23 protein-coding genes and 1 other RNA gene are annotated in these 20899 nt (G+C 61.1%); 10 read left to right on the forward strand and 14 right to left on the reverse strand.

The annotated features are described in order from the left end of the window. Nucleotide 1 precedes the first annotated feature (1 nt). The 5 genes from hisC to gyrA form a co-directional block, all read right to left on the reverse strand. Nucleotides 2-1108: a histidinol-phosphate transaminase gene (gene hisC / locus CSZ94_RS11420; protein ID WP_102121613.1), complete on the reverse strand. Its 1107-nt coding sequence runs from the start codon at nucleotides 1106-1108 to the stop codon at nucleotides 2-4. A 44-nt stretch (nucleotides 1109-1152) separates the two neighbouring features. After that, the gene (pheA, locus tag CSZ94_RS11425; RefSeq protein WP_102121614.1) at nucleotides 1153-2223 is read right to left on the reverse strand and encodes a prephenate dehydratase; all 1071 of its coding nucleotides are present in this window, start codon (nucleotides 2221-2223) and stop codon (nucleotides 1153-1155) included. An 83-nt stretch (nucleotides 2224-2306) separates the two neighbouring features. Continuing rightward, nucleotides 2307-3413, reverse strand: coding sequence for a 3-phosphoserine/phosphohydroxythreonine transaminase (gene serC, locus CSZ94_RS11430; protein WP_258000932.1), 1107 nt, complete (start codon nucleotides 3411-3413; stop codon nucleotides 2307-2309). A gap of 24 nt (nucleotides 3414-3437) precedes the next feature. Further along, a complete protein-coding gene (locus CSZ94_RS11435) occupies nucleotides 3438-4022 on the reverse strand; it encodes a DUF2059 domain-containing protein (RefSeq protein ID WP_102121615.1) in 585 nt (194 codons plus the stop codon). A gap of 107 nt (nucleotides 4023-4129) precedes the next feature. Next, on the reverse strand, nucleotides 4130-6823 hold the full coding sequence (gyrA, locus tag CSZ94_RS11440) for a DNA gyrase subunit A (RefSeq protein WP_102121616.1): 2694 nt from the start codon (nucleotides 6821-6823) through the stop codon (nucleotides 4130-4132). A 263-nt stretch (nucleotides 6824-7086) separates the two neighbouring features. Between gyrA and CSZ94_RS27600 the strand changes: the two genes are divergently transcribed. From CSZ94_RS27600 to ssrA, 5 genes are all read left to right on the forward strand, one after another. Further along, nucleotides 7087-7293 (forward strand): hypothetical protein, encoded by a 207-nt coding sequence (locus tag CSZ94_RS27600; protein ID WP_146009787.1) that lies wholly within the window; start codon nucleotides 7087-7089, stop codon nucleotides 7291-7293. Between the two features lie 186 nt (nucleotides 7294-7479). Next, nucleotides 7480-8190: an outer membrane protein OmpA gene (gene ompA, locus CSZ94_RS11445; protein ID WP_102121617.1), complete on the forward strand. Its 711-nt coding sequence runs from the start codon at nucleotides 7480-7482 to the stop codon at nucleotides 8188-8190. Between the two features lie 126 nt (nucleotides 8191-8316). After that, nucleotides 8317-9012 (forward strand): bifunctional 2-polyprenyl-6-hydroxyphenol methylase/3-demethylubiquinol 3-O-methyltransferase UbiG, encoded by a 696-nt coding sequence (ubiG, locus tag CSZ94_RS11450; RefSeq protein WP_102121618.1) that lies wholly within the window; start codon nucleotides 8317-8319, stop codon nucleotides 9010-9012. Between the two features lie 67 nt (nucleotides 9013-9079). Continuing rightward, nucleotides 9080-9784 (forward strand): HAD family hydrolase, encoded by a 705-nt coding sequence (locus tag CSZ94_RS11455; RefSeq protein WP_102121619.1) that lies wholly within the window; start codon nucleotides 9080-9082, stop codon nucleotides 9782-9784. Between the two features lie 119 nt (nucleotides 9785-9903). After that, nucleotides 9904-10264: a transfer-messenger RNA gene (gene ssrA / locus CSZ94_RS11460) on the forward strand. Nucleotides 10265-10547: 283 nt separating this feature from the next. On the opposite strand, the gene CSZ94_RS11465 is transcribed toward ssrA, so the two are convergent. Genes CSZ94_RS11465 through CSZ94_RS11475 form a run of 3 tightly spaced genes read right to left on the reverse strand, consistent with a single transcriptional unit; the run spans nucleotide 10548 to nucleotide 11471 of the window. Continuing rightward, the gene (locus CSZ94_RS11465; protein WP_102121620.1) at nucleotides 10548-10997 is read right to left on the reverse strand and encodes an HD domain-containing protein; all 450 of its coding nucleotides are present in this window, start codon (nucleotides 10995-10997) and stop codon (nucleotides 10548-10550) included. A gap of 13 nt (nucleotides 10998-11010) precedes the next feature. Then, nucleotides 11011-11208: a hypothetical protein gene (locus CSZ94_RS11470; RefSeq protein ID WP_102121621.1), complete on the reverse strand. Its 198-nt coding sequence runs from the start codon at nucleotides 11206-11208 to the stop codon at nucleotides 11011-11013. Beyond that, entirely contained in the window at nucleotides 11202-11471 is a 270-nt protein-coding gene (locus CSZ94_RS11475) for a type II toxin-antitoxin system PrlF family antitoxin (protein WP_102121622.1), read from the reverse strand. The genes CSZ94_RS11470 and CSZ94_RS11475 overlap by 7 nt, the downstream gene beginning before the upstream one ends. Nucleotides 11472-11661: 190 nt before the next feature. Between CSZ94_RS11475 and CSZ94_RS11480 the strand changes: the two genes are divergently transcribed. Beyond that, on the forward strand, nucleotides 11662-12816 hold the full coding sequence (locus CSZ94_RS11480; RefSeq protein ID WP_102121623.1) for a sensor histidine kinase: 1155 nt from the start codon (nucleotides 11662-11664) through the stop codon (nucleotides 12814-12816). Between the two features lie 57 nt (nucleotides 12817-12873). Here CSZ94_RS11480 and CSZ94_RS11485 read toward each other — a convergent pair whose 3' ends face one another. The 5 genes from CSZ94_RS11485 to CSZ94_RS11505 all read right to left on the reverse strand — a co-directional run bounded on the left by CSZ94_RS11485 (nucleotide 12874) and on the right by CSZ94_RS11505 (nucleotide 16921). Next, on the reverse strand, nucleotides 12874-13116 hold the full coding sequence (locus CSZ94_RS11485) for a hypothetical protein (RefSeq protein ID WP_102121624.1): 243 nt from the start codon (nucleotides 13114-13116) through the stop codon (nucleotides 12874-12876). 108 nt (nucleotides 13117-13224) lie between these two features. After that, on the reverse strand, nucleotides 13225-14670 hold the full coding sequence (locus tag CSZ94_RS11490; RefSeq protein WP_102121625.1) for an ATPase domain-containing protein: 1446 nt from the start codon (nucleotides 14668-14670) through the stop codon (nucleotides 13225-13227). Then, nucleotides 14667-15083, reverse strand: coding sequence for a hypothetical protein (locus CSZ94_RS11495; RefSeq protein ID WP_102121626.1), 417 nt, complete (start codon nucleotides 15081-15083; stop codon nucleotides 14667-14669). The genes CSZ94_RS11490 and CSZ94_RS11495 overlap by 4 nt, the downstream gene beginning before the upstream one ends. Nucleotides 15084-15155: 72 nt before the next feature. Beyond that, nucleotides 15156-16526, reverse strand: coding sequence for a hybrid sensor histidine kinase/response regulator (locus CSZ94_RS11500; RefSeq protein ID WP_102121627.1), 1371 nt, complete (start codon nucleotides 16524-16526; stop codon nucleotides 15156-15158). A 158-nt stretch (nucleotides 16527-16684) separates the two neighbouring features. Continuing rightward, nucleotides 16685-16921 carry a hypothetical protein gene (locus CSZ94_RS11505; protein ID WP_102121628.1) on the reverse strand — a complete coding sequence of 79 codons (237 nt, stop codon included), beginning with the start codon at nucleotides 16919-16921 and terminating at the stop codon, nucleotides 16685-16687. A 238-nt stretch (nucleotides 16922-17159) separates the two neighbouring features. On the opposite strand from CSZ94_RS11505, the gene CSZ94_RS11510 reads away from it, so the two are divergent. From CSZ94_RS11510 to CSZ94_RS11520, 3 genes are all read left to right on the forward strand, one after another. Beyond that, nucleotides 17160-17504, forward strand: coding sequence for a hypothetical protein (locus tag CSZ94_RS11510; RefSeq protein ID WP_102121629.1), 345 nt, complete (start codon nucleotides 17160-17162; stop codon nucleotides 17502-17504). A gap of 5 nt (nucleotides 17505-17509) precedes the next feature. Beyond that, nucleotides 17510-17704: an Imm32 family immunity protein gene (locus CSZ94_RS11515; protein ID WP_102121630.1), complete on the forward strand. Its 195-nt coding sequence runs from the start codon at nucleotides 17510-17512 to the stop codon at nucleotides 17702-17704. A 112-nt stretch (nucleotides 17705-17816) separates the two neighbouring features. Further along, nucleotides 17817-18830 carry an SMP-30/gluconolactonase/LRE family protein gene (locus tag CSZ94_RS11520; protein WP_258000934.1) on the forward strand — a complete coding sequence of 338 codons (1014 nt, stop codon included), beginning with the start codon at nucleotides 17817-17819 and terminating at the stop codon, nucleotides 18828-18830. Here the strand turns inward: CSZ94_RS11520 and CSZ94_RS11525 are convergent. Continuing rightward, nucleotides 18817-19884 (reverse strand): SDR family oxidoreductase, encoded by a 1068-nt coding sequence (locus tag CSZ94_RS11525; RefSeq protein WP_102121631.1) that lies wholly within the window; start codon nucleotides 19882-19884, stop codon nucleotides 18817-18819. The genes CSZ94_RS11520 and CSZ94_RS11525 overlap by 14 nt on opposite strands. Before the next feature lie 98 nt (nucleotides 19885-19982). On the opposite strand from CSZ94_RS11525, the gene CSZ94_RS11530 reads away from it, so the two are divergent. Then, on the forward strand, nucleotides 19983-20888 hold the full coding sequence (locus CSZ94_RS11530) for a LysR family transcriptional regulator (RefSeq protein WP_102121632.1): 906 nt from the start codon (nucleotides 19983-19985) through the stop codon (nucleotides 20886-20888). Nucleotides 20889-20899: the final 11 nt, after the last annotated feature.

The raw sequence follows: 20899 nt of genomic DNA on the forward strand, positions 1-20899 counted from the left end.
GTCAGGCCAGCGCTTTCGTCAGCGCGGCGATGAAGATGGCGTTTTCCTGCGGCAGGCCGATGGAAATGCGCAGCCATTGCGGCAAGCCATAGCTGCCGACGGGGCGCACGATCACGCCCTGTTGCAGCAGCGCCAGGTTGACTCTGGCGCCGGCGCCATCATCGTCACCCACTTTCACCAGCACGAAATTGCCGTGCGACGGCACGAATTCCAGGCCCAGTTGCGTGAACGCTTCGATGAACTGCTGATAGCCGGCCGCGTTGTTGCGCGCGCTTTGCTCGAGGAATGCCTTGTCGTTCAGGGCGGCAATCGCCGCCGCCTGCGCCAGCGAATTGACGTTGAATGGCTGGCGGATGCGGTTCATCAGGTCTGTCAGCGCCGGCTGGGCGATGGCGAAACCGATGCGCAGACCGGCCAGGCCATAGGCCTTCGACAGGGTGCGCGAGACCACCAGGTTCGGATACTGGCGCACCCACGCCGTCGACTCGTACTGGTCGTCGGCCGACAGAAATTCGTTATAGGCTTCGTCCAGCACCACCACCACGTGCTGCGGCACCTTCTGCAGGAACGCTTCAAGCTGCGCGGCAGTCAGGAAGGTGCCGGTCGGGTTGTTCGGGTTGGCGATGAAGACCAAACGCGTGTCGTCGGCAATCGCCGCCGCCATGGCGTCCAGGTCATGGCCATAGGCTTGCGCCGGCACGACGATGTGGCGTGCGCCCAGGCCTTGCGTGGCCAGCGCGTACACGGCAAACGAATACTGCGAGTACACCACGGATTGGCCATGCTGCACAAACGCGTGCGCGGCGATTTCCAGGATGTCGTTGCTGCCGTTGCCCAGGGTGATCCAGTCGGCCGGCACGTCGTAGCGTTTGGACAGCACGGCTTTCAAGTCAAAGCCGTTGGCGTCCGGGTAGCGGCCCAGGTCATCGATGGCGGCGATCATCGCCTGCTTCGCCGATTCCGGCATGCCGTACGGGTTTTCATTCGACGCCAGCTTGACGATGGCTGCCTCGTCGAGGCCGAATTCGCGCGCGACTTCCGCGATCGGCTTGCCGCTCTGGTAAGGGGCGATGGCGCGGACGTATTCTGGACCGATATTTTTAGACATGGTGCTCTTTAAAAAAGTGGGTAATTGTTAGAATAGCTATAACTTCACAGGCTGACCGGATACGACCCCAGTACCTTGAAAAACGCCGCATTGCTCTGCAGTTCGGCCAGCGCCTGGGCGACGGCCGCGTCGTGCACATGACCTTCCACATCGACATAGAAATAATACTCCCAGCTGCCCATGCGCGCCGGGCGCGACTCGAAGCGCGTCATCGACACGCCGTGTTTCGCCAGCGGCGCCAGCAACTGGTACACGGCGCCCGCCTTGTTCGGCACGGCCAGCACCAGCGAGGTCTGGTCCATGCCCGACGGTGCGGTCTGCAAGGTGCCAACGACGGCAAAGCGCGTGCGGTTGTGCGGATCGTCCTGGATATGCCCCTTGACCACGCCCAGCTTGTACTGCGCGCCCGCCAGTTCACTGGCGATTGCCGCCACCGCGCCATCTTCGCCGGCCATGCGGGCCGCTTCGGCGTTCGAGGCCACGGCGTGGCGCGCGATGTGCGGGTAGTTCTGGTTCAGCCAGACCTGGCATTGCGCCAGCGCCTGCGAATGGGCGCAGATGGAGGTGACGCCATCCATGTTGCCGCTTTTGCTCATCAGGCTGTGGTGCACGGCAATGGCCACCTCGCCGCTGATGATGAGGCTAGTCTGCAGCATCATGTCGAGCGTGCGGTTGACGGCGCCTTCCGAGGAATTCTCGATCGGCACCACGCCGAATTCCGCCGTTCCCGCTTCGGCGGAGCGGAACACTTCATCGATGGACGCGCACGGCAAGCCTTCGACGGCGCTGCCGAACTGCTGATACACGGCCTGTTCGCTGAAGGTGCCGGCCGGGCCCAGGTAGGCCACGGTGACGCGCTTTTCCAGCGAGCGGCAGGACGACATGATTTCGCGGAAGATGGTCTGCACTTCGCGGTCGCCCATGGGACCTGGATTGCGCTCGGCCACGCCGCGCAGCACCTGCGCTTCGCGCTCGGGGCGGAACACGGGCGCCTGTGTTTCGGCCTTCACGTGGCCCACTTGCTGGGCGATTTGCGCGCGGCGGTTCAGCAGCTCGAGGATTTGCGCGTCGATCGCATCGATCTGTTCGCGCAGCGGTTTCAATTTATCGGTCATGGTTGGTGTGTTTCGTCAGCTGTACTTCAATCATGGCCGCGCGGCCTGCGCCGGCGGCGGGCCGGCGCGGTCGTCTATGCGACTCAGCGTCCGGCAAACTCGTTCAAATAGTTGACCAGGGCTTGCACGCCCTCGATCGGCATCGCGTTATAAATCGATGCACGCATGCCGCCGACGGACTTGTGGCCCTTCAGTTGCAGCAGGCCGCGCTGCTTGGCGCCGGCCAGGAATGCGTCGTTCAGACTTTCGTCGCGCAGATAGAACGGGATGGTCATGCGCGAGCGGTATTCCGGGTCAACCCGATTCTGGTAGAAGTCGTCCGCATCGAGCGCCGCGTACAGCAGCGCCGCTTTGTCAATATTACGCTGTTCCATGGCTGCCACGCCACCTTGGCGTTTGAGCCACTGGAAAACCAGGCCGGCAATATAGATGCCGTAGGTGGGCGGCGTGTTGTACATCGATTCATGTTCGGCCACGATGCTCCAGTCGAACGCGGACGGGCAGATAGTCAGGGCCTTGCCCAGCAAATCTTCGCGCACGATGACCAGCGTCAGGCCGGCCGGGCCGATATTTTTCTGCGCACCGCCAAAAATGACGCCATATTGCGATACGTCAATGACCCGCGACAAAATGTGCGAGGACATGTCGGCCACGATGGTGGTGCCTGCCGGCACATTCGGCGCCTGCTGGAATTCCACGCCGTCGATGGTTTCGTTGGTGCAGATGTGCAGGTAGGCGGCGCCCGGCGTCAGCTTCCACTCGGAGACCGGCGGCACGCCCGTGAAACGGGCGGCCTTGGACGACGCGGCCACGTTCACGTTGGCATACTTGGCCGCTTCCTGGATCGACTTGCCCGACCACGAACCCGTGTGCACGAAGTCGATGGTGGCCGGCTGCTGCGCAGCCAGGCCCACCAGGTTCATCGGGATGATGGCGTTCTCGCCCAGGCCACCGCCCTGCAGGAACAGGATCTTGTAGTTCTCGGGCACGGCCAGCAGTTCGCGCAGGTCGGCCACGGCCTGCTGGTAGATGGACATGAATTCAGGACCACGGTGGCTCATTTCCATCACCGACATGCCACTGCCATGCCAGTCCTGCATTTCCGCGGCCGCTTGCGCCAGTACTTCCTTGGGCAGGACGGCGGGGCCGGCGGAGAAATTATAGATAGGGCTTAAGGCTTGATGGGTCACGATACGGTCCTTGGAAAAATGGCGTTATTGGGGCGGCTGCGTGGCCGCCCGCATGACCTGCTCAAGCACGGCATTCACGCGCGGAATTACCACGCGCTGGCTGATGGCCATCGATTCGGCCGACAGTTGCGACATGCTGGCCAGCATCTTGCGTCCCAGCGGCGTCTTGTAGAAGGCCGTCAGCTGCTCGACTTCCGGCACCGTGTAAAAGCGCGCGTACAGGGAAACCATTTCGGCGCTCAGCTCATCGATCAGGGTCGGGTCGGCCAGCACCTGCGTCAGGGTGGCGATGGCAACAGGGATTTCTTCCTCGGCGCTGGCCATCGCGCGCGCCTTGCGCTGCTCATCCAGCTTCGGGTTGCTGCTGATTTGCTGCTGCGCCGACTGGCGAATCATGGCCGGCACCGATTGCAGCATCTGGTCGAAGATGCTGCGCGTGAGCTGCGGGAACTGCATCGCGTCGAGCATGCGCCGCACGGCCACTTTCATGGCGGGGCTGGGCGCCACCTGGCGGGCGGACGTGGCTTGCGCACTCTGGGCCAGGGCCGGCAGGGTCGCAAGGAAGGCCAGCGAAAACGCGGCGAAGAAGGTGGCGACGATTTTTCTCATGGCATGCGGGACTTTACAAAAGAGGGGAACTACCTGGGGGTACGCAGGCTGGCGCTGCGAATGGCGCGCCAACAGCAATTGGGGCTCCCGAAAGAGCCCCAATCATCTTACTCGGGCTGGGCCGGATCAACAGGATCAACAGGATCGGCTGGTTCAGCCGCTGCCGGCGCAGCTGCGGCCTCCAGGCCCGCCTCCGTCGTCAGCTCGACTTCGTCGATATCCGTTTCCACCACGCGCTGCAGGCCGGACAGCTTGGTGCCATCTTCCACGGCGATCAGGGTCACGCCCTGCGTCGCGCGGCCCATCTCGCGGATTTCCGACACGCGGGTACGGATCAGCACGCCACCGGTGGTGATCAGCATGATTTCATCGGTGGTGTCGACCAGGGTCGCGGCAACCACTTTACCGTTGCGCTCGCTGGTCTGGATGGCGATCATGCCTTTCGTGCCACGGCCATGGCGCGTGTACTCGGTGATCGGCGTACGCTTGCCATAACCGTTTTCGGTTGCCGTCAGCACCGACTGTTGCTCGTTCTCGGCCACCAGCAGGGCGATCACGTGCTGGCCTTCTTCCAGGTTCATGCCGCGCACGCCGCGCGCCGTGCGGCCCATCGGACGCACATCGTTTTCATCGAAGCGCACTGCCTTGCCCGAATCGGAGAACAGCATCACGTCGTGCTGGCCATCGGTCAGCGCGGCGCCGATCAGGAAGTCGCCGTCGTCCAGGTCGACCGCGATGATGCCGGCCTTGCGTGGATTGCTGAAGTCCTTCAGCGGCGTCTTTTTCACGGTACCGAGGCTGGTCGACATGAACACGTAATGGTCTTCCGGGAACGTGCGGTTCTCGCCCGACAACGGCAGGATCACGGTGATCTTTTCGTTGTCCTGCAGCGGGAACATGTTGACGATCGGCTTGCCGCGCGAATTGCGCGAGCCTTGCGGCACTTCCCACACTTTCAGCCAGTACATGCGACCACGATCCGAGAAGCACAGGATGTAGTCGTGCGTGTTGGCGATGAACAGCTGGTCGATCCAGTCTTCCTCTTTGGTCGCCATGGCCTGCTTGCCCCGTCCGCCGCGTTTCTGCGCGCGGTATTCGGAAATCGGCTGCGCCTTCATGTAACCGGTGTGCGACAGGGTCACGACCATGTCTTGCGGCGTGATCAGGTCTTCCGTTTCCAGGTCGGTCGCATTGAGCTCGATCTGCGAGCGGCGCACGTCCTTGTTGCCGGCGCCGTATTCGTTCTTCGCCACCGTCATTTCATCGGTAATGATGACGGTGACGCGTTCCGGCTTGGCCAGGATGTCGAGCAAGTCGGCGATATGTTCCATCACGTCCTTGTACTCGTTGACGATCTTGTCCTGCTCCAGGCCGGTCAGGCGTTGCAAACGCATCTGCAAGATTTCCTGCGCCTGGTCGTCCGACAGCTTGTACAGGCCATCCGTTTGCATGCCGTAGTGTTTCGGCAGGTTTTCCGGACGGTAGGCATCGATGCCGCCTGGCGTCGTGCCGTCGCCCGTGCGGGCCAGCATTTCGCGCACCACGGACGAATCCCAGGCCTTGGCCATCAGCTCGACCTTGGCGATCGGCGGCGTCGGCGCGGCCTTGATGATGGCGATGAAGTCATCGATATTGGCCAGCGCGACAGCCAGGCCTTCGAGCACGTGGCCCCGTTCGCGCGCCTTGCGCAGTTCGAACACGGTACGGCGCGTGACCACTTCGCGGCGGTGCGACAGGAAGCATTGCAGCATCTGCTTGAGGTTCAGCAGCTTCGGCTGGCCATCGACCAGGGCCACCATGTTCATGCCGAAGGTATCTTGCAACTGGGTCTGCTTGTACAGGTTGTTCAGCACCACTTCCGGTACTTCGCCCCGTTTCAGCTCGATCACCACGCGCATGCCCGACTTGTCGGATTCGTCGCGGATGTCGGAAATGCCGTCGAGCTTCTTGTCGCGCACGTTCTCGGCGATGCGTTCCAGCAAGGATTTCTTGTTGACCTGGAATGGCAGCTCGTCGACGATGATGGCGATGCGGCCGCCATCCTTGCCGTATTCTTCGAAGTGGGTCTTGGCGCGCATCACCACGCGGCCGCGGCCCGTACGGTAGCCGTCGCGCACGCCCGACACGCCATAGATGATGCCGGCGGTAGGGAAATCGGGGGCGGGAATGATCTCGATCAATTCATCGATCGTGCACTCGGGGTTGCGCAGCACGTACAGCGCGCCGTCGATCACTTCGGTGATGTTGTGTGGCGGAATGTTCGTCGCCATGCCGACGGCGATACCGGACGAGCCATTGATCAGCAGGTTCGGGATACGCGTCGGCAAGACCGTCGGCTCCTTTTCCTTGCCATCGTAGTTGGGCTGGAAGTCGACGGTGTCCTTGTCGATATCGGCCAGCAGTTCGCCGGCGATCTTGTCCAGGCGGCACTCGGTGTAACGCATCGCCGCAGCGCCATCGCCGTCGACGGAACCGAAGTTGCCCTGGCCATCGACGAGCATGTAGCGCAGCGAAAAATCTTGCGCCATACGCACCAGTGTGTCGTAGATCGAGGCATCGCCGTGGGGATGGTATTTACCCATGGTTTCGCCGACCACGCGGGCGCACTTGACGTAAGGGCGGTTCCACACGTTATTCATTTCATGCATCGCGAACAAGACGCGGCGGTGCACTGGCTTCAAGCCATCACGCGCATCGGGCAAGGCGCGACCGACGATCACGCTCATGGCGTAATCGAGGTAGCTCTTGCGCATCTCTTCTTCGAGGGAAATAGGAATTGTTTCTTTTGCGAATTGATCCATTGGCGGTTCGACTGATCTCAGGCTGTGGTTAACTTATCTGTTACGCAATGTATGACGCAATACTGCATATCCTAGGCGGCTGTCGTCGTGGACGCCGCACCGCGCGCTGCTGGCGCGGCCCGGCTTCCATGTCGCAGAGTGCCCGAGCAAATCGGCGAACTGGCGGCACGACCAGTACGCGTACCGCAGGGGTAGGTCCTGGCCATGTCGTGCCGTCGTGGCATTTGCTCGACACTCTTAACAGTCAAGCGCACGATTTTAGCATGCGCGCCCAGCTACCTGTACAAATTGGCCATGCCGACAATATTGACAGTTTGCACCGGCGCCGTGCACGCCGGCTTGTCGATAATGCACAATGGCCATACCAGTTCAAGACGATTGCCCTTCAACGTGGCAAAAAAAAGCGATCAATTGTTACAGATGCGTTACAAATGGGCATTTTCGTTGCGCAAAAACAACGTGCGGTCTAAAATCGGGCAAGCTTTGATTTAACCACGGTCGTGCACCCCTGATGCGTGTGGCAAAATGACTGGGAAGTTAATTGCTAGTTTCGCAATCTGAAACGAGCGCATATGGTCTACATGATAAAATCTTGGCACGTAGCACCAGTAGCGCAGTGTTGTTCTGCGGATATCACCCCCCGAAAGGAAAAAAGAATGAATAAATTTGTAACGCTGTTTTTCGCTGCATCCGCAGTGATTGCTGGCTCGGCTTCGGCCCAAACCCCAACCTCTCCACCATTCGCGCCAGTTACCACTGACATCAAAGCACCAAGCCCAAAAAGCGCTTACGTGCAAGATGCCCGCGGCGTGATCGTGCGCGATCCATTCGGTCTGTGCTGGCGCACCGGCTACTGGACACCTGCTGACGCGGTGCCAGGTTGCGACGTGCCACTGTGCGTCGAGCCAGAAACCCTGCAAGACGGCAAATGCGTCGCTCCACCAGCGCCAGTCGTACCAGCACCGGCACCAGCCGTTGTCGTACCAGTACCAGTCGTCGTTGCTCCTACCTCGGAAAAAGTCAGCTTCGCTGCTGATGCATTCTTCGATTTCGACAAAGCTACGCTGAAGCCAGAAGGCAAAGCCAAGCTGGACGAGCTGACCGCACAACTGGGCGGCATCAATCTGGAAGTCATCATCGCTGTGGGTCACACCGACTCCGTCGGCACCGATGCTTACAACCAAAAACTGTCGGTACGTCGTGCTGATGCTGTCAAAGCCTACCTGGTCACCAAAGGCGTTGAAAGCAACCGCGTGTACACCGAAGGCAAAGGCGAGAAACAACCTGTTGCTGATAACAAAACTGCCGAAGGCCGTGCGAAAAACCGTCGCGTGGAAATCGAAGTTGTTGGTACCCGCAACAAGTAATAGCTGAGCCCCTGGACTTGCCGCAAGTCATCGCGCAAGTCAAGGACAGCATGAAAAACCCCGCCAAGGCGGGGTTTTTTTCGTCCGTGGCTGCCCGATTGTAAAATTGCCGCTATTATTCGACCTATGAACGCCGACCCTCTCGAAATCCAAAAATTCAGTGAGCTGGCCCACCGCTGGTGGGACCCCACTTCCGAGTTTCGTCCCTTGCACGAAATTAACCCCCTGCGTCTGGAATGGATCAACGCGAAAGTGCCGCTGGCCGGCAAGCGCGTGATCGACATCGGCTGCGGCGGCGGCATCCTGGCCGAATCGATGGCCCGCAAGGGTGCCGACGTGACGGGCATCGACCTGTCCGACAAAGCCCTGAAAGTGGCCGACCTGCACAGCCTGGAATCGGGCGCCAAGGTACGCTACAAGCTGATCGCCGCCGAAGCCATGGCCGAGGAAGAGCCGGGCCAGTACGACGTCGTAACCTGCATGGAAATGCTCGAGCACGTGCCGGACCCCGCCGCCATCGTCAAGGCCTGCGCCACCCTGGTCAAGCCGGGCGGCCACATCTTCCTGTCGACCCTGAACCGCAACCCGAAAGCGTATCTGTTCGCCATCCTGGGTGCCGAATACCTGCTGCGTTTGCTGCCGAAAGGCACGCACGACTATGACAAATTCATCACCCCGGCCGAACTGTCGCAATATGCGCGCAGCGCCGGCCTGGACATCAACAGCATGCGCGGCATGGGCTACAATCCGCTGACCAAGATTTACTCACTTAATAGCGATACCAGCGTCAATTATCTGGTGGCCTGCACCCGTCCACTGTAACCATCACGCACAATAAAGGCGGCTACGGCCGCCATTTTTCGTTCCTACTTGACACACTTTGCCCGCCATGATCACAGACCATCTGCCAGCCCCGCGCGCCATCCTGTTCGACCTCGACGGCACCCTGGCCGACACCGCGCCCGACCTGGCAGCGGCCATCAATCTGCTGCGCGCGCGCGCCGGCCTGGCGCCGACCCCGTATGACATCCTGCGCCCCACGGCCTCGGCCGGCGCGCGCGGCATGATAGTCGCGTCGTATGGCATCGGCCCAGGCGAAAGCGGCTACGAAGCCCTGAAAGACGGCTTCCTGAACAATTACGAAGCGGCCCTGGCCGTGCAAAGCCATTTATTCGACGGCATCCCCGCCCTGCTCGACGGCTTGACCGCCCTGGGCCTGGCCTGGGGTGTGGTCACCAACAAGGCCGCCCGCTTCACCGACCCGCTGGTGGGCCAGATCGGCCTGGGCGCGGCCGGCTGCGTGATCTCGGGCGACACCATGGCGCACCCGAAACCGCACCCCGCCCCCTTGCTGGAAGCGGCGCGCCGCCTGGCATTGCAGCCAGAGGAATGCTGGTACGTGGGCGACGACCTGCGCGACATCCAGGCCGGCCGCGCCGCCGGCATGCGCACGGTCGCCTGCGCCTGGGGCTACTGCGGCCCCGTCGAGCCGCAACACTGGAATGCCGACCATTTGCTGGACACGCCACTGACCCTGCTGGAGCTGGTCAGCGCGGTGGTGAAGGCGGCACAGGCGCGGCAACTGGCGGCTTGATGCACTTCACTTTCCGCTGCGGAAAGCTGGGGTCTGACCCGACGGGTCAGACCCCTTACGCCGATGGCGCGAATGCATCATGCAAGAGTGTGAAGATTGCGCTACAATGAAGGTTCTGTGGGGACGACCTGGTTTCGACGTGGGTTGCAAAGCAGCGCAGGGCATACCGAGGGCGGGCTACCTCGTAAATACAACCTGAAAAAACTTAACTGCAAACGATAACTCGTACGCACTGGCAGCTTAATTGCTGTTAGCTCTAGAACACCTCGTCCCTGGGGTGGGCCGTCAAAAGCTCTAGAGTCATTTACAGGGACTCGTCTGATGCTGGGTTACTTAGCGTCCGACTAAATAATAGGTAACTCGCTTGCCCATAACGTGCACATCCGTGCTGGCTGAGTTAAATTAAATGATAGTGCTAAGTATGTAGAACTGTCTGTAGAGTGCTTGCGGACGCGGGTTCGATTCCCGCCGTCTCCACCACTGAATAAATAAAAGGGCTTCCCCGTTTTGGCGGGGAGGCCCTTTTTATTTATTCCATGCATGCAGAACGCAGGCAGCGCATCCGCGTCCGGTACGGGCGCGGCGGTTTTGCGGGGCTTCGGCGAGCGCAGCTCGGCGCCGCAAAACCGGGTTGCGCTTGCAAGCGCAACCCTCTCCGATTCGTCTGGCTAGCTTTTGCGCCGCAGGCGGTTTTTCCTAACAACAACATCAGCCGCTCAGGTCGTGTCCAAATGCATTCGGATACGATCCCGACATTCCAGAATCATTGCTGCGATAGTAATCGCTTAATCGCCCTCCGATACTTTTCCACCCGCGCCAGATCCTTCTGCGTCGGCGCCCCTATCCTCGACAAATCGCTATTCTCGGCCAGATCAGCCAGCTTGACAGCCTTGCCAACCGGATCCAGCGCCGCGCGGGCGATGAAAGCCTCGTACGACTCGCCTTCAATCCTGGTCACGGCGCGCACGCCGTCGATGACTTCCTGGGAAAACCCTTCGCGCGCCAGGTCGGCGAAGGCGACTTTTCCGTCGCTGTCTTCCACCACATCATGCAGCACGGCAACGATCTGCTGGACGCCGGGGGCGACGCGCAGCATCACGCGCAAGGGGTGAAGTAGGTACGGCGCGCCACCCTTGTCCGTCTGGCCGGCATGGGTAACTGCGGCGATTTCAATCGCGCGCTCCAGGGTGGCGCGTCTTGCGTGTTGATTCATGTTCACTCCTTGTTCACTCCACTTTGATTGCTGCCCCTGTTGCGCGCCAGCCGCGGCGCTGCAAATGACAAACGCTGGTGCACAGCAAGGCTGGCAACAATAAATTGAAGACAGGTATGCGCATCAGCAAACACAGCAGCAGGCCCAAGGCAAAAATCGCCGGGCGCTGTTCGCGGCGCAACGCCGTTTGCTGTTCCACGCTGATCAGCACCTTCGTGCCGAGGCCTTAGCCACGGCCAGCAGGCGCTCCGGACGGCTGGTGAGATCGCGTGCCAGGAAGGCCAGGAACTGCCCCAGCACCGTGTCATTGCCTGCGGAAGCGTCGGCGCGCGTCATGACCACTTCGCCATGCGGGCGAACGGAGTAGTGGATCTTGTCCCGCTTGCCCAACCGCAAGGCGCGACGCACGGTTTCCGGCACAGTGGTCTGGTAACGGTCGGTCGGCGTAGATTCGATGTCGTGGATCGCGGCCATGATGCTCTCCGGTCAAAAATAGGAATACATGCATGGCAATGCGATTGCATTACCTTGCATTGCCGACTTCGCCCGGCCCCGCAAGATTCCGGGCAATACGTAGATGACACGCGAAGCAGGGGCGCAATAGCCCCATCCATCGCGTCAACGGCGTACACTGACTCCTTTTCCATCAACGCATTGGTCTATCGTGAAACTATCGCGCTTTATTATCGGCCATCTGGAGCAGATCCTGGAAGAGTGGGAACTCTTCGCCAGATCGCTACCCATTCCTGGAACCGCCATCTCGAAAGCAGAATTACGCGATCATGCAAAACAGATGCTGGAAACCATCGTGCGCGACATGGACGTCATCGAGGACGCGGCACAGCGAAAGAAGAAATCGACCACGGGCGTGTCGGAAATAGCGGGCAAGGAAACCGCAGCCGCGACGCATGGTTCCCTGCGCCAGCAGATTGGCTTCACGATGCCGCAGCTGACGGCGGAATTTCGCGCCATGCGTGCCAGCGTTCTGCGCCTGTGGATGGCACAGGTGTCGGTAGCGTCGAAAACGGCAACAGAAGACATCCTGCGCTTCAATGAAGCGATCGACCAGGCGCTGCAGGAATCAGCCATACGCTATTCGCAGCAGAGCGATCGCACCCGCAATACCTTTCTCGCCATTCTCAGCCACGATCTGCGCAGCCCGCTGACCACCATGACGATGGCAGGCGCTTTGCTCAACCGGCCGAGCGCGAGCGCTTCTTCCACGGTGGAGATCGGTGCACGGGTTGCCCGCAGCGCGGCCGCCATGACAACCATGGTGAACGATCTGCTGGAATTCGCCAGGACGCAGTTGGGGGGACGCATGCCCGTTTCGCCCACCTTGGGCGACCTGGGGGAAATCTGCAAGACGGCCGTCGAGGATGCCTCTGCCGCTCACCCGAAATGCAAGTTTGAACTGAGCACCACCGGCGAGATGATCGGTGACTTCGATGCGGCCCGCTTGGCCCAGCTGTTTTCCAATTTGCTCAATAATGCTGCGCAATATCGCACCGACGACCAACCGGTGACCATCACAGCTTGCGGCGATGCCGATACGGCAGTGGTACAGGTAAAGAATTTTGGCCGCCAGATCCCGGAGGCCGCGCTGAAGAGCATATTCGATCCCCTGGTACAACTGGCCATTTCCGACGATCACAAGGCACCCAACGCCACCAGTATCGGCTTGGGTCTGTTTATCGCGCGTGAAATCGCCAGCGCGCACGGCGGCACCATCGGCGCCGGGTCGAGCCTGGAATGCGGCACGGTGTTTACCGTGCGCCTGCCCAGGGTGTCGCTGAACGAGGGAGCGAACGGCGGCTAGGGCGGACCGGCAGAAAACGACATCGCCTGCCGACGCCCCTGCCAGCACAGGCTCGCCCTACCTGCGGCTGAGCGGCACATACTCGCCCGGCAAGCTGGCCGCTTCCAGCGCATCGGCAAAGGCCAGCAAGAACTTCGCCGGGCCATGTTCCGACACCAGCAGCGAGTCGCCCTTGTGGCGCAGCAGTTTCAAGACTTCCTGCTGGTGCGCCTGGTATTGCTGCGCATGGCCGTAGAAGGTCTGATACATTTCCAACGCTTCCATGGCTTTCGCGGCCAGGATGAATTCAGGTTTGTCCATCACATCTCCTCTTGATCAGCTCGGAAACACAGAAGACGCATCATCCCTGCCCTCTGCGTACAGCCATCACCGTCGGTATGGCCGCACTTCCATCATACGCCTCATCGCCTAGGCACGGTAAGGCTCGCCAGACAGGATGCCCTGGTACTGGCTGAGGGTGCTACCGATCTTCAAGCCATCGGCATCGATATCGTAGAAGCGGATATCCTTGCTGTGACCGCTGCCGCGCACCTTCACCACCGAGACCACGCGCTTGAACTGGCCTTCGAGCTCGATGTAACGCTGCATGACGATGGCATCGGCCAGGAAGGCGTTGCCGTAGGAACTGAAGCGCAGCATGGTGTACTGGTCTTCCAGCTCGGCCGTCATCAGCACGGACACGCCCATGTCCGTCAAGGCCGCCACCAGGCGGTACAGCGATTCGCGGAAATCCTCGCGGAACATGGAGGCCAGCGCCATTTCAAAGCCGGACAGGGAATCGATGACCACGCGCTTGGCCTTCATGCGCGTGATCATGCCCACCAGGTCATGCAGGATTTCATCCAGCGACAAATCCAGGGTGCGCGTGTTGATCACGCCGATCTGGCCGGAACTGACGAGCGTATTGAGCTGATGGCTGAGCAGCTGGTTCGGGCTTTTCTCGAAGGCGGCGATCACGCCGGGTTCGCCGCAGCGCACGCCTTCCGTCAGGAATTGCGTGGCCAGCACGGTCTTGCCGGAACCCGATGGCCCCACCAACAGCAGCGAATAGCCGGCCGGCAAGCCGCCGCCCATCATCTGGTCGAGGTCCGGCACGCCCATCGACAGGCGCTCGTTGGCGGAAATACTGACTTCTTCCATGCCGCTGGCCTTCAGCACGGCGCGGGAAAAAATTTCCACCCCATCGTCATTGATGCGGAAGGTGTGCACGCCCAGGCTTTGTGACTGACCGCGCATCTTGACCACCTGGATCTTGCGCACCATGGCATCGCGGTGCACCATTTGCGACAGCCATAAAATGCCGTCGGCGACGGTAAACACGGCGCTCGATTCGGCCTCGGGCGCCAGGTATTCGCCGATCAGGAAGGTCGTGGCCAGCCAGCTGGTCATTTGCGCGCCCAGTTGCTGCACAAAATTCTGCAGGCCGGCAGCGCCCGTCTCCATGGCCTTGGCTGACTGCACCACGGAGCGGAAGGAATCGACGAAGACGAGGCTGGGCGAGAACGCTTCCACCTCTTCGGCGATGCGCGTCAGCACGCGGTTAAAATCGCCTTCCAGCAAGTCAGCCGACAGATTGACGAACTTGATCGACTGGTTGATCTTTTCCACATCGAAGAAGGGAAATTGCTGCTGATAGCGCAGCATCTTCAGCGGTGGTTCGCCCAGCACCGTGAAAAACAGCGCCTTGCGCTCGGGCGTGGCGAGGGAAAACATGATCTGGTGGGCCAGCGTCGTCTTGCCGCTGCCGGGCGTGCCCGCCACCAGGTTGAAAGAAAACTCGGGTATTCCGCCTCCCAGCAGTTCGTCCAACCCCGGCACGCCAGTGGCCAGGCGGTGGATGGTGACTTTGTTCATTCGTTCGGCTCCGTTCCAGCATTATTCACAACGCCATCACCCCAGGCCTTCAGGAGGATGCTATTCGTTAAGAGTTCGCCAATTAATAAAATAAGGGTGTTGATGAAGTGCATCAACATCGCCGTGCTTGCAGTACAGGCGACGATGTCCGCCTGTCCCTGCAAGCTGGCGCGCAAGGCGGTCATGGCAGCTGCCAGTGCTTGCGGCGGATGGGGCGTCAACCAGCTGAACTGTTTCTGACTCTGGCGCAGGCTGCGGGCATACATCAACGCCACACCCCGCTCACCAATGATCTGAATCAATTCAGTGGCCAGCTGATCCCACAGGCGAATACTGACGACTACCACTGCACCTGGGTCGCGTAACAGCGCATGCTCAATCATGCGCTGCCGCTGTTCATGGACTGTGGCCATAATCGGATCTTTTCTCTGCGGTTTTCGGTGCATGGACCATGTTAAACAAAAGCATCAGGATTTCCTCGTCCATCAGCGCGGAACCGTTGCCATGATTATTCTCGACAAGGCGTCGATATTGATGGGCTTTACCAGGTAGTGGTCAAACCCTGCCTGCCCAGCGCGGTCGAACTCGCCGAGCTGGCTGTACCCCGAGGCGGCGACAAAGCACGGCAGCGGTGCCACCAGGGCGGCACGGGCCGAACTGATGAGCTGATAGCCATCCATGCCCGGCAAGCCGATATCGCACACGATCACATCGTAGGGTGCATCGAGCGCGGCGCGCAAGCCGCTGGGGCCGTCATTGCGCACGTCCACATGGTGGCCGTCCTGCGTCAGCAGCAGCGCCAGCATTTCCGCCGCATCGGCATTATCCTCGATCAGCAATATGCGGCGTGGCAGTGCGCACGCCGCAGGTACCGCCTGCATGCCCTGCGATGGCGGCGCCAGCGACGACAAGGGCAACTGCAAGACAAACTGGCTGCCAAAGCCGACCCCTGCGCTGAAGACATCCACGGTGCCGCCATGCAACTGGGTAATGATGCGCACCAGCGACAGGCCGATGCCCAAGCCGCCCTGCGCCCGTTCCAGCGAACGGAAACCCTGGGTAAACAGGTCGAAGATGAAGGGCTGGATATCGAGGGCAATGCCGGCGCCATCGTCGCTGACGGCAATTTCCACCAAATCATCGTGGCGCCTGACGACGATGTCGATGTGGCCAAACTCGTGCGTAAATTTGCTGGCATTGATGAGCAAGTTGGCAAACACTTGCGTCAGGCGCACCAGATCCCCTTCGATCACCAGCGCTTCCTTCGGCAGGTTCACGCTCAGCACTTGCTGACGTTGGCTGATGCTGACCTGGCCAACTTCCACGGCACTGGCGAGGATGTCGCTCAGCAGGATGGGCGCCAGCTGCAAGTTGATCTTTCCGCTGCTGACGCGCGAAGCGTCGAGCAAGTCGTCGATCAGGCGCGCCATATGCCCCACCTGACGGCCGATCACACCATGCACATCCACCAGTTGGGGATCGAGGTCGACCTTCTTGGCCAGCAAGTCATTGGCCATCGCCAGCGGCTGCAAGGGATTGCGCAACTCATGCGCGAGCATGGCCAGGAATTCCGTCTGGCGCAAGGTTGTCGCTTCGGCGGACGCTTGCATATCCTGCGCGCCAAACGTCGCCAGCACGAGATTTTGATTGGCTTCGCGCAACTGCATGATCAACAGGCCAAAGGCGTCGGATTTATCCTTTTCCTGCAACTGCATCTTGGCCATGATCAACAGTTGATTGATCGTTTCGCGCAGCAGTTTGACTTCGCGGTTATGCAAGGCCTGCAGATTTTGCTCGGAGGGTAACTGCTGGGCGGGCGCATCCTCAGGATCCGGCGAGAGTGCTGTGTAACGCATGGTGACGATGTACGGCCTGTGGGGGCCGACCTCAAGGACAACTCTTCGTTACGCAGCGTTCACTCAGACATCGCCGCGCACGCCAGCTCTATTGCTGCATACGGTGCTTACTATCCGAACACGATACTCTATTTTCCCTATGAAATGAAAGCATTAGATTACTTATCGTCAACAGTGCGCAGGGGTAGCACGTAATTGGCCAGCTGCCAGCCCATGGCCAGGGCCGATTGCTCCGCCTCGTGCTGCGTGCTGCGATTTTCCAGATTGGCTTGCCGCACATCTTCATAGCCGCACTTGCTCAGCACCAACTGTCCCTGCCAGCACCCCTCGGGCAATTCGCAGGCGTAGGCCGAGATCAGGAACCCATTATGGGTGGTGGGATTCGCATAAGACATGAGGCCTCCGCAGGATTGCCAGCGACGCAGTGAACAAGCAGCACAGTCGTCATTTCAGTATAGTCAGACTGAGTGTAACCGCAATGGGGCTCGAAGCAAGCGTAATCCGACGTGAATGCCATGTAAATCAATTACATACGCATCAGTCCGCCTGACGGATAGGGCACGCGTGCGCATTGGCAACATATTACATTCCGTGCAAAAATGCGCCTGTCGCAACCTTGCCCCGCATTGTTCCATGGACCAATACCATTTCCTCGTCGGCGAATTCAGCAAGAATAGCCCGTTTGTTCCCGCCGCGGCCAGCACGCAGCTGTTTGCCTGGTTCGAACACGTGGACGAGCGCGTCGAGCGCTACGGCAGCCGGCGCGGCAAGGTCGTTAAATTCTCGCAGAGAAATTACGAGAAGAACCTGTTCGCGCCCGACGAGGCCGACGAAGTCACCCACTGCGACGCGCTGGCCGTGTATCAGCCGAGCGTTACACTGCTGCTGGCGATGCGGGCCCGCAAACTGCCGTTGCCACAGTTGTGCGACGGCGTGGCAAGCATACCGGGCTTGCTGGGCGCCCATCTCGATAATTGAACTCCATGACCACGCACCTTTCCCTGCACTGCTATCTGCAAGACGCGCCTTCCGAACGCCCCCTGCCCTGCTCCGACGTCACCATCCACGCCGACCCCGCCACCCTGCGCGCCATTGCCCATTTTCTGCTGGCCAGCGCCGACGAATTTGATCTGGCGCAAGAACGCACCGGCATGCACGCGCATTTGCAGGATGCATGAACTGACTGGCAGGACGACTTCCCCGATCTGGTCGTGGTGGCGGTCTAGGGTGGCGGCCTGGCTGGCGCGCCTCGGGTAACATACGCCACCTTTGCTATACAGAGATCGCTCCATGCCTCAATCCTGCTCCTTGCCCGATTCCCGAAACGCCCTGCCCTGGCTGCGCACCGCCGTGCTGGCCGCCGCGCTGGCCAACCTGTCCGCCTGCGCCAGCCCGCCCGCGCACGAAGCGCTGTTCCTCACCACCACCTTCACGCCCGCGCATTCCTTTACCAAGGGCATCGAAGGCCCGGCCGTGGATGCGGATGGCAATATCTATGCCGTCAACTTTGCGCGCCAGCAAACCATCGGCAAGGTGCGTCCCGATGGCAGCGGCGAAGTGTGGCTGAGCCTGCCCGGCACCAGCATCGCCAACGGCATCCGCTTCGGCAGCCGGGGTCAGATGTATTTGGCCGACTACATGGAGCACACGATCTACCTGGTCGATCCAGCCACGCGCGCGCTGTCCATCCACGCGCGCGAGCCGCGCATGACGCAACCGAACGATATCGCCATCACGGCCGATGACGTGCTGTATGCCAGCGACCCGAACTGGAAGGAAAACACGGGCCGCGTGTGGCGCATCGCGCAGGACGGCACAGTGACGCTGGCGCTCGACACCATGGGCACGGCGAACGGCATCGAAGTGAGCCCGGACGGCAAGATTTTGTATGTGAATGAAAGCGTGCAGCGCAATATCTGGATGTATGACATCGCCGCGGACGGCAGCCTGAGCGGCAAGCGATTGCTGATCAAGTTTGACGATTTCGGCATGGATGGCATGCGCGTGGACGTCGATGGCAACCTGTACGTGACGCGCTACGGCAAGGGCAGCGTGGTCAAACTGTCGCCGCAGGGCCGCATCCTGCGCGAAATAAGCGTGCCCGGCGCCAAGCCCAGCAACATCACCTTCGGCGGCCCCGATGGCCGCACGGCCTACGTGACGGAAGTGGTGCAGGGACGCTTGCTGCAATTGCGCGTCGACCGCCCGGGACTGGAATGGCAGCGCGCGCAGCAACACAAGAGCAATGCGGCGGCAGCGGCCGCCCCGCCACCGGCCGCAGCGCAGCAGGTCAGCGCGGAATGATGCGCTCCGCCTTCAGGCGCTCGAACAGGGCGATGAAGGCATCTTGCGTATCCTGGTAATCAAGAAAGCCCGCTTTGCGGCTCTTGCCCATGTCCGTCATCACTTCCATCGGCCGTCCCAGATCGGCATCCGTATGCCACCAGGAGGCAAGGCAGCCGATGTCCGTTTCCACCAGATCATGCTGCTGCGCGATGGCCCGCCATTGCGCGGGCGCATCCTGCATGCGGCCGGCCAGCGGCGCCATGCTCACGGGCAAGTCCGCCGCTGCCACGCCAAAATACGCGGCCAGGCGCGGCCACAACCACTTCCAGCGAAACACGTCGCCATTGACGATATTAAAATCTTCATTGCGCGCGGCGGGGCTGTCGGCCGCCCACGCCAGGTGGCGCGCAATCTGGCCCGCATCCGTCATGTCGGACAAGCCATGCCACTGCGCGGGCGAACCGGGAAAGACGAAAGGCTGGCCGCTGGCCTTGCACACATTCGCATACACGGCCAGGGTCAGTCCCATGTTCATGGCATTGCCCAGCGCGTAGCCGATGATGGTGTGCGGGCGGTGCACGCTCCAGCTGAAACCATGGCGTTCAGCCGCTGCGAACAAGCGGTCTTCCTGTGCATAGTAAAAATTCTCGACGTCCTGGCGGCCCTGCTCTTCGCGAAATGGCGTGACGGACACGGCGCCTTGTCCATACGCCTCGAACGGTCCCAGATAATGCTTGAGACCCGTCACCAGCGCTGCATGGCGCAGGTGGCCAGATGGCCCCAGCGCGGCCAGCACATTGGCCACCATGGCGCCATTGACACGCATGTTTTCCTGCTCATTGGCCTGCCGTGCCCAGGCCGTGAAGAAGACGTGGCTGGCATTCATGCCTGCCAGGGCAATGCCGACAGCCGCGCCATCCGTCGCATCGAGCGGCAAGCATGCGCAGCCGGCGGGCACGGGCGTGCGGCCGCGCGAGACGCCCGTCACCTGCCAGCCTTGCGCCAACAGATGCGTGGCCAGATTGCTGCCGATGACGCCGCTGGCGCCGATGATGAGGGCGTGTTTTTGCATGAGAGCGTGCCTCCGAAAGAAAAAAACCATCATATCCGCGACTGGAATTCTTATCTGCGATACTATTTCATCTTATTCATGAATAATATTCGCGAATCATGTTTTCATCGGAACATTTAAAGGGCCTCACGCCCTTCCTCGCCACGGCCGACGCGGGCAGTTTCACCAAGGCGGCCGGGCGGCTGCACCTGAGCAGTTCGGCCGTCAGCAAGAGCGTCGCGCGCCTCGAAGAACGCCTGGGCGTGCTGCTGTTCGAGCGCAGCACGCGGCGCTTGAAACTGAGCGACGCTGGCCGCGCCTATTACGCCACCTGCAAGCGCGTGCTGCAGGAACTGATGGACGCGGAAGACGTGCTGGCCGAGCATGCGACGGAACTGGCAGGCAAGGTGCGCATTGGCGTGCCCGCTTCGTATGGCCGCATGCGCGTGATGCCGGCGCTGATTGATCTGTGCGAAAAATATCCGCAGTTGCAGCCGTCGATCACCTTCAGCGACCGCTTTGCCGACCTGTTCGAAGAGCGCATCGATATCGCCGTGCGCATCGGCGCGCCGGGCAACTGGCCGCAGACGCTGGGGCAGATGCCGCTGGGTGAAGAACGCCTGATCTTTTGCGCGGCACCCGCTTATTTGGCGCGGCGCGGCGCGCCGGTCGCCATCATGGACCTCGATGGCCACGACTGCATCGCCTACGGCCGGGGCGACGGCACGCCGGCGCCGTGGTTGTTTGCAAACGAGGACGGGGTGGAGCGGCGCGCGGTCCGTCCGCGCCTGACGGTGGGGGATGCCGAGGCGCAGACAGCCGCCGTGCTGGCCGGCCTGGGCATCGCGCAGCAGGCGACCTGGCTGGTGCAGGAGCACCTGGCCAGCGGCGCCATCGTCGAAGTACTGCCGGCCTGGGCCACGCCAGGCTTGCCGCTCTCCCTGGCCTGGCCGCTGGCGCGCCAGCTCACCGCCAAGACCGGCACGTTGCTCAAGGAATTGAAACAGCGCCTGACGATCAGTTGACCAGCTGACGC

Source organism: Janthinobacterium sp. ROICE36, from assembly GCF_002869965.1.
Classification (GTDB): Bacteria; Pseudomonadota; Gammaproteobacteria; order Burkholderiales; family Burkholderiaceae_D; genus Janthinobacterium.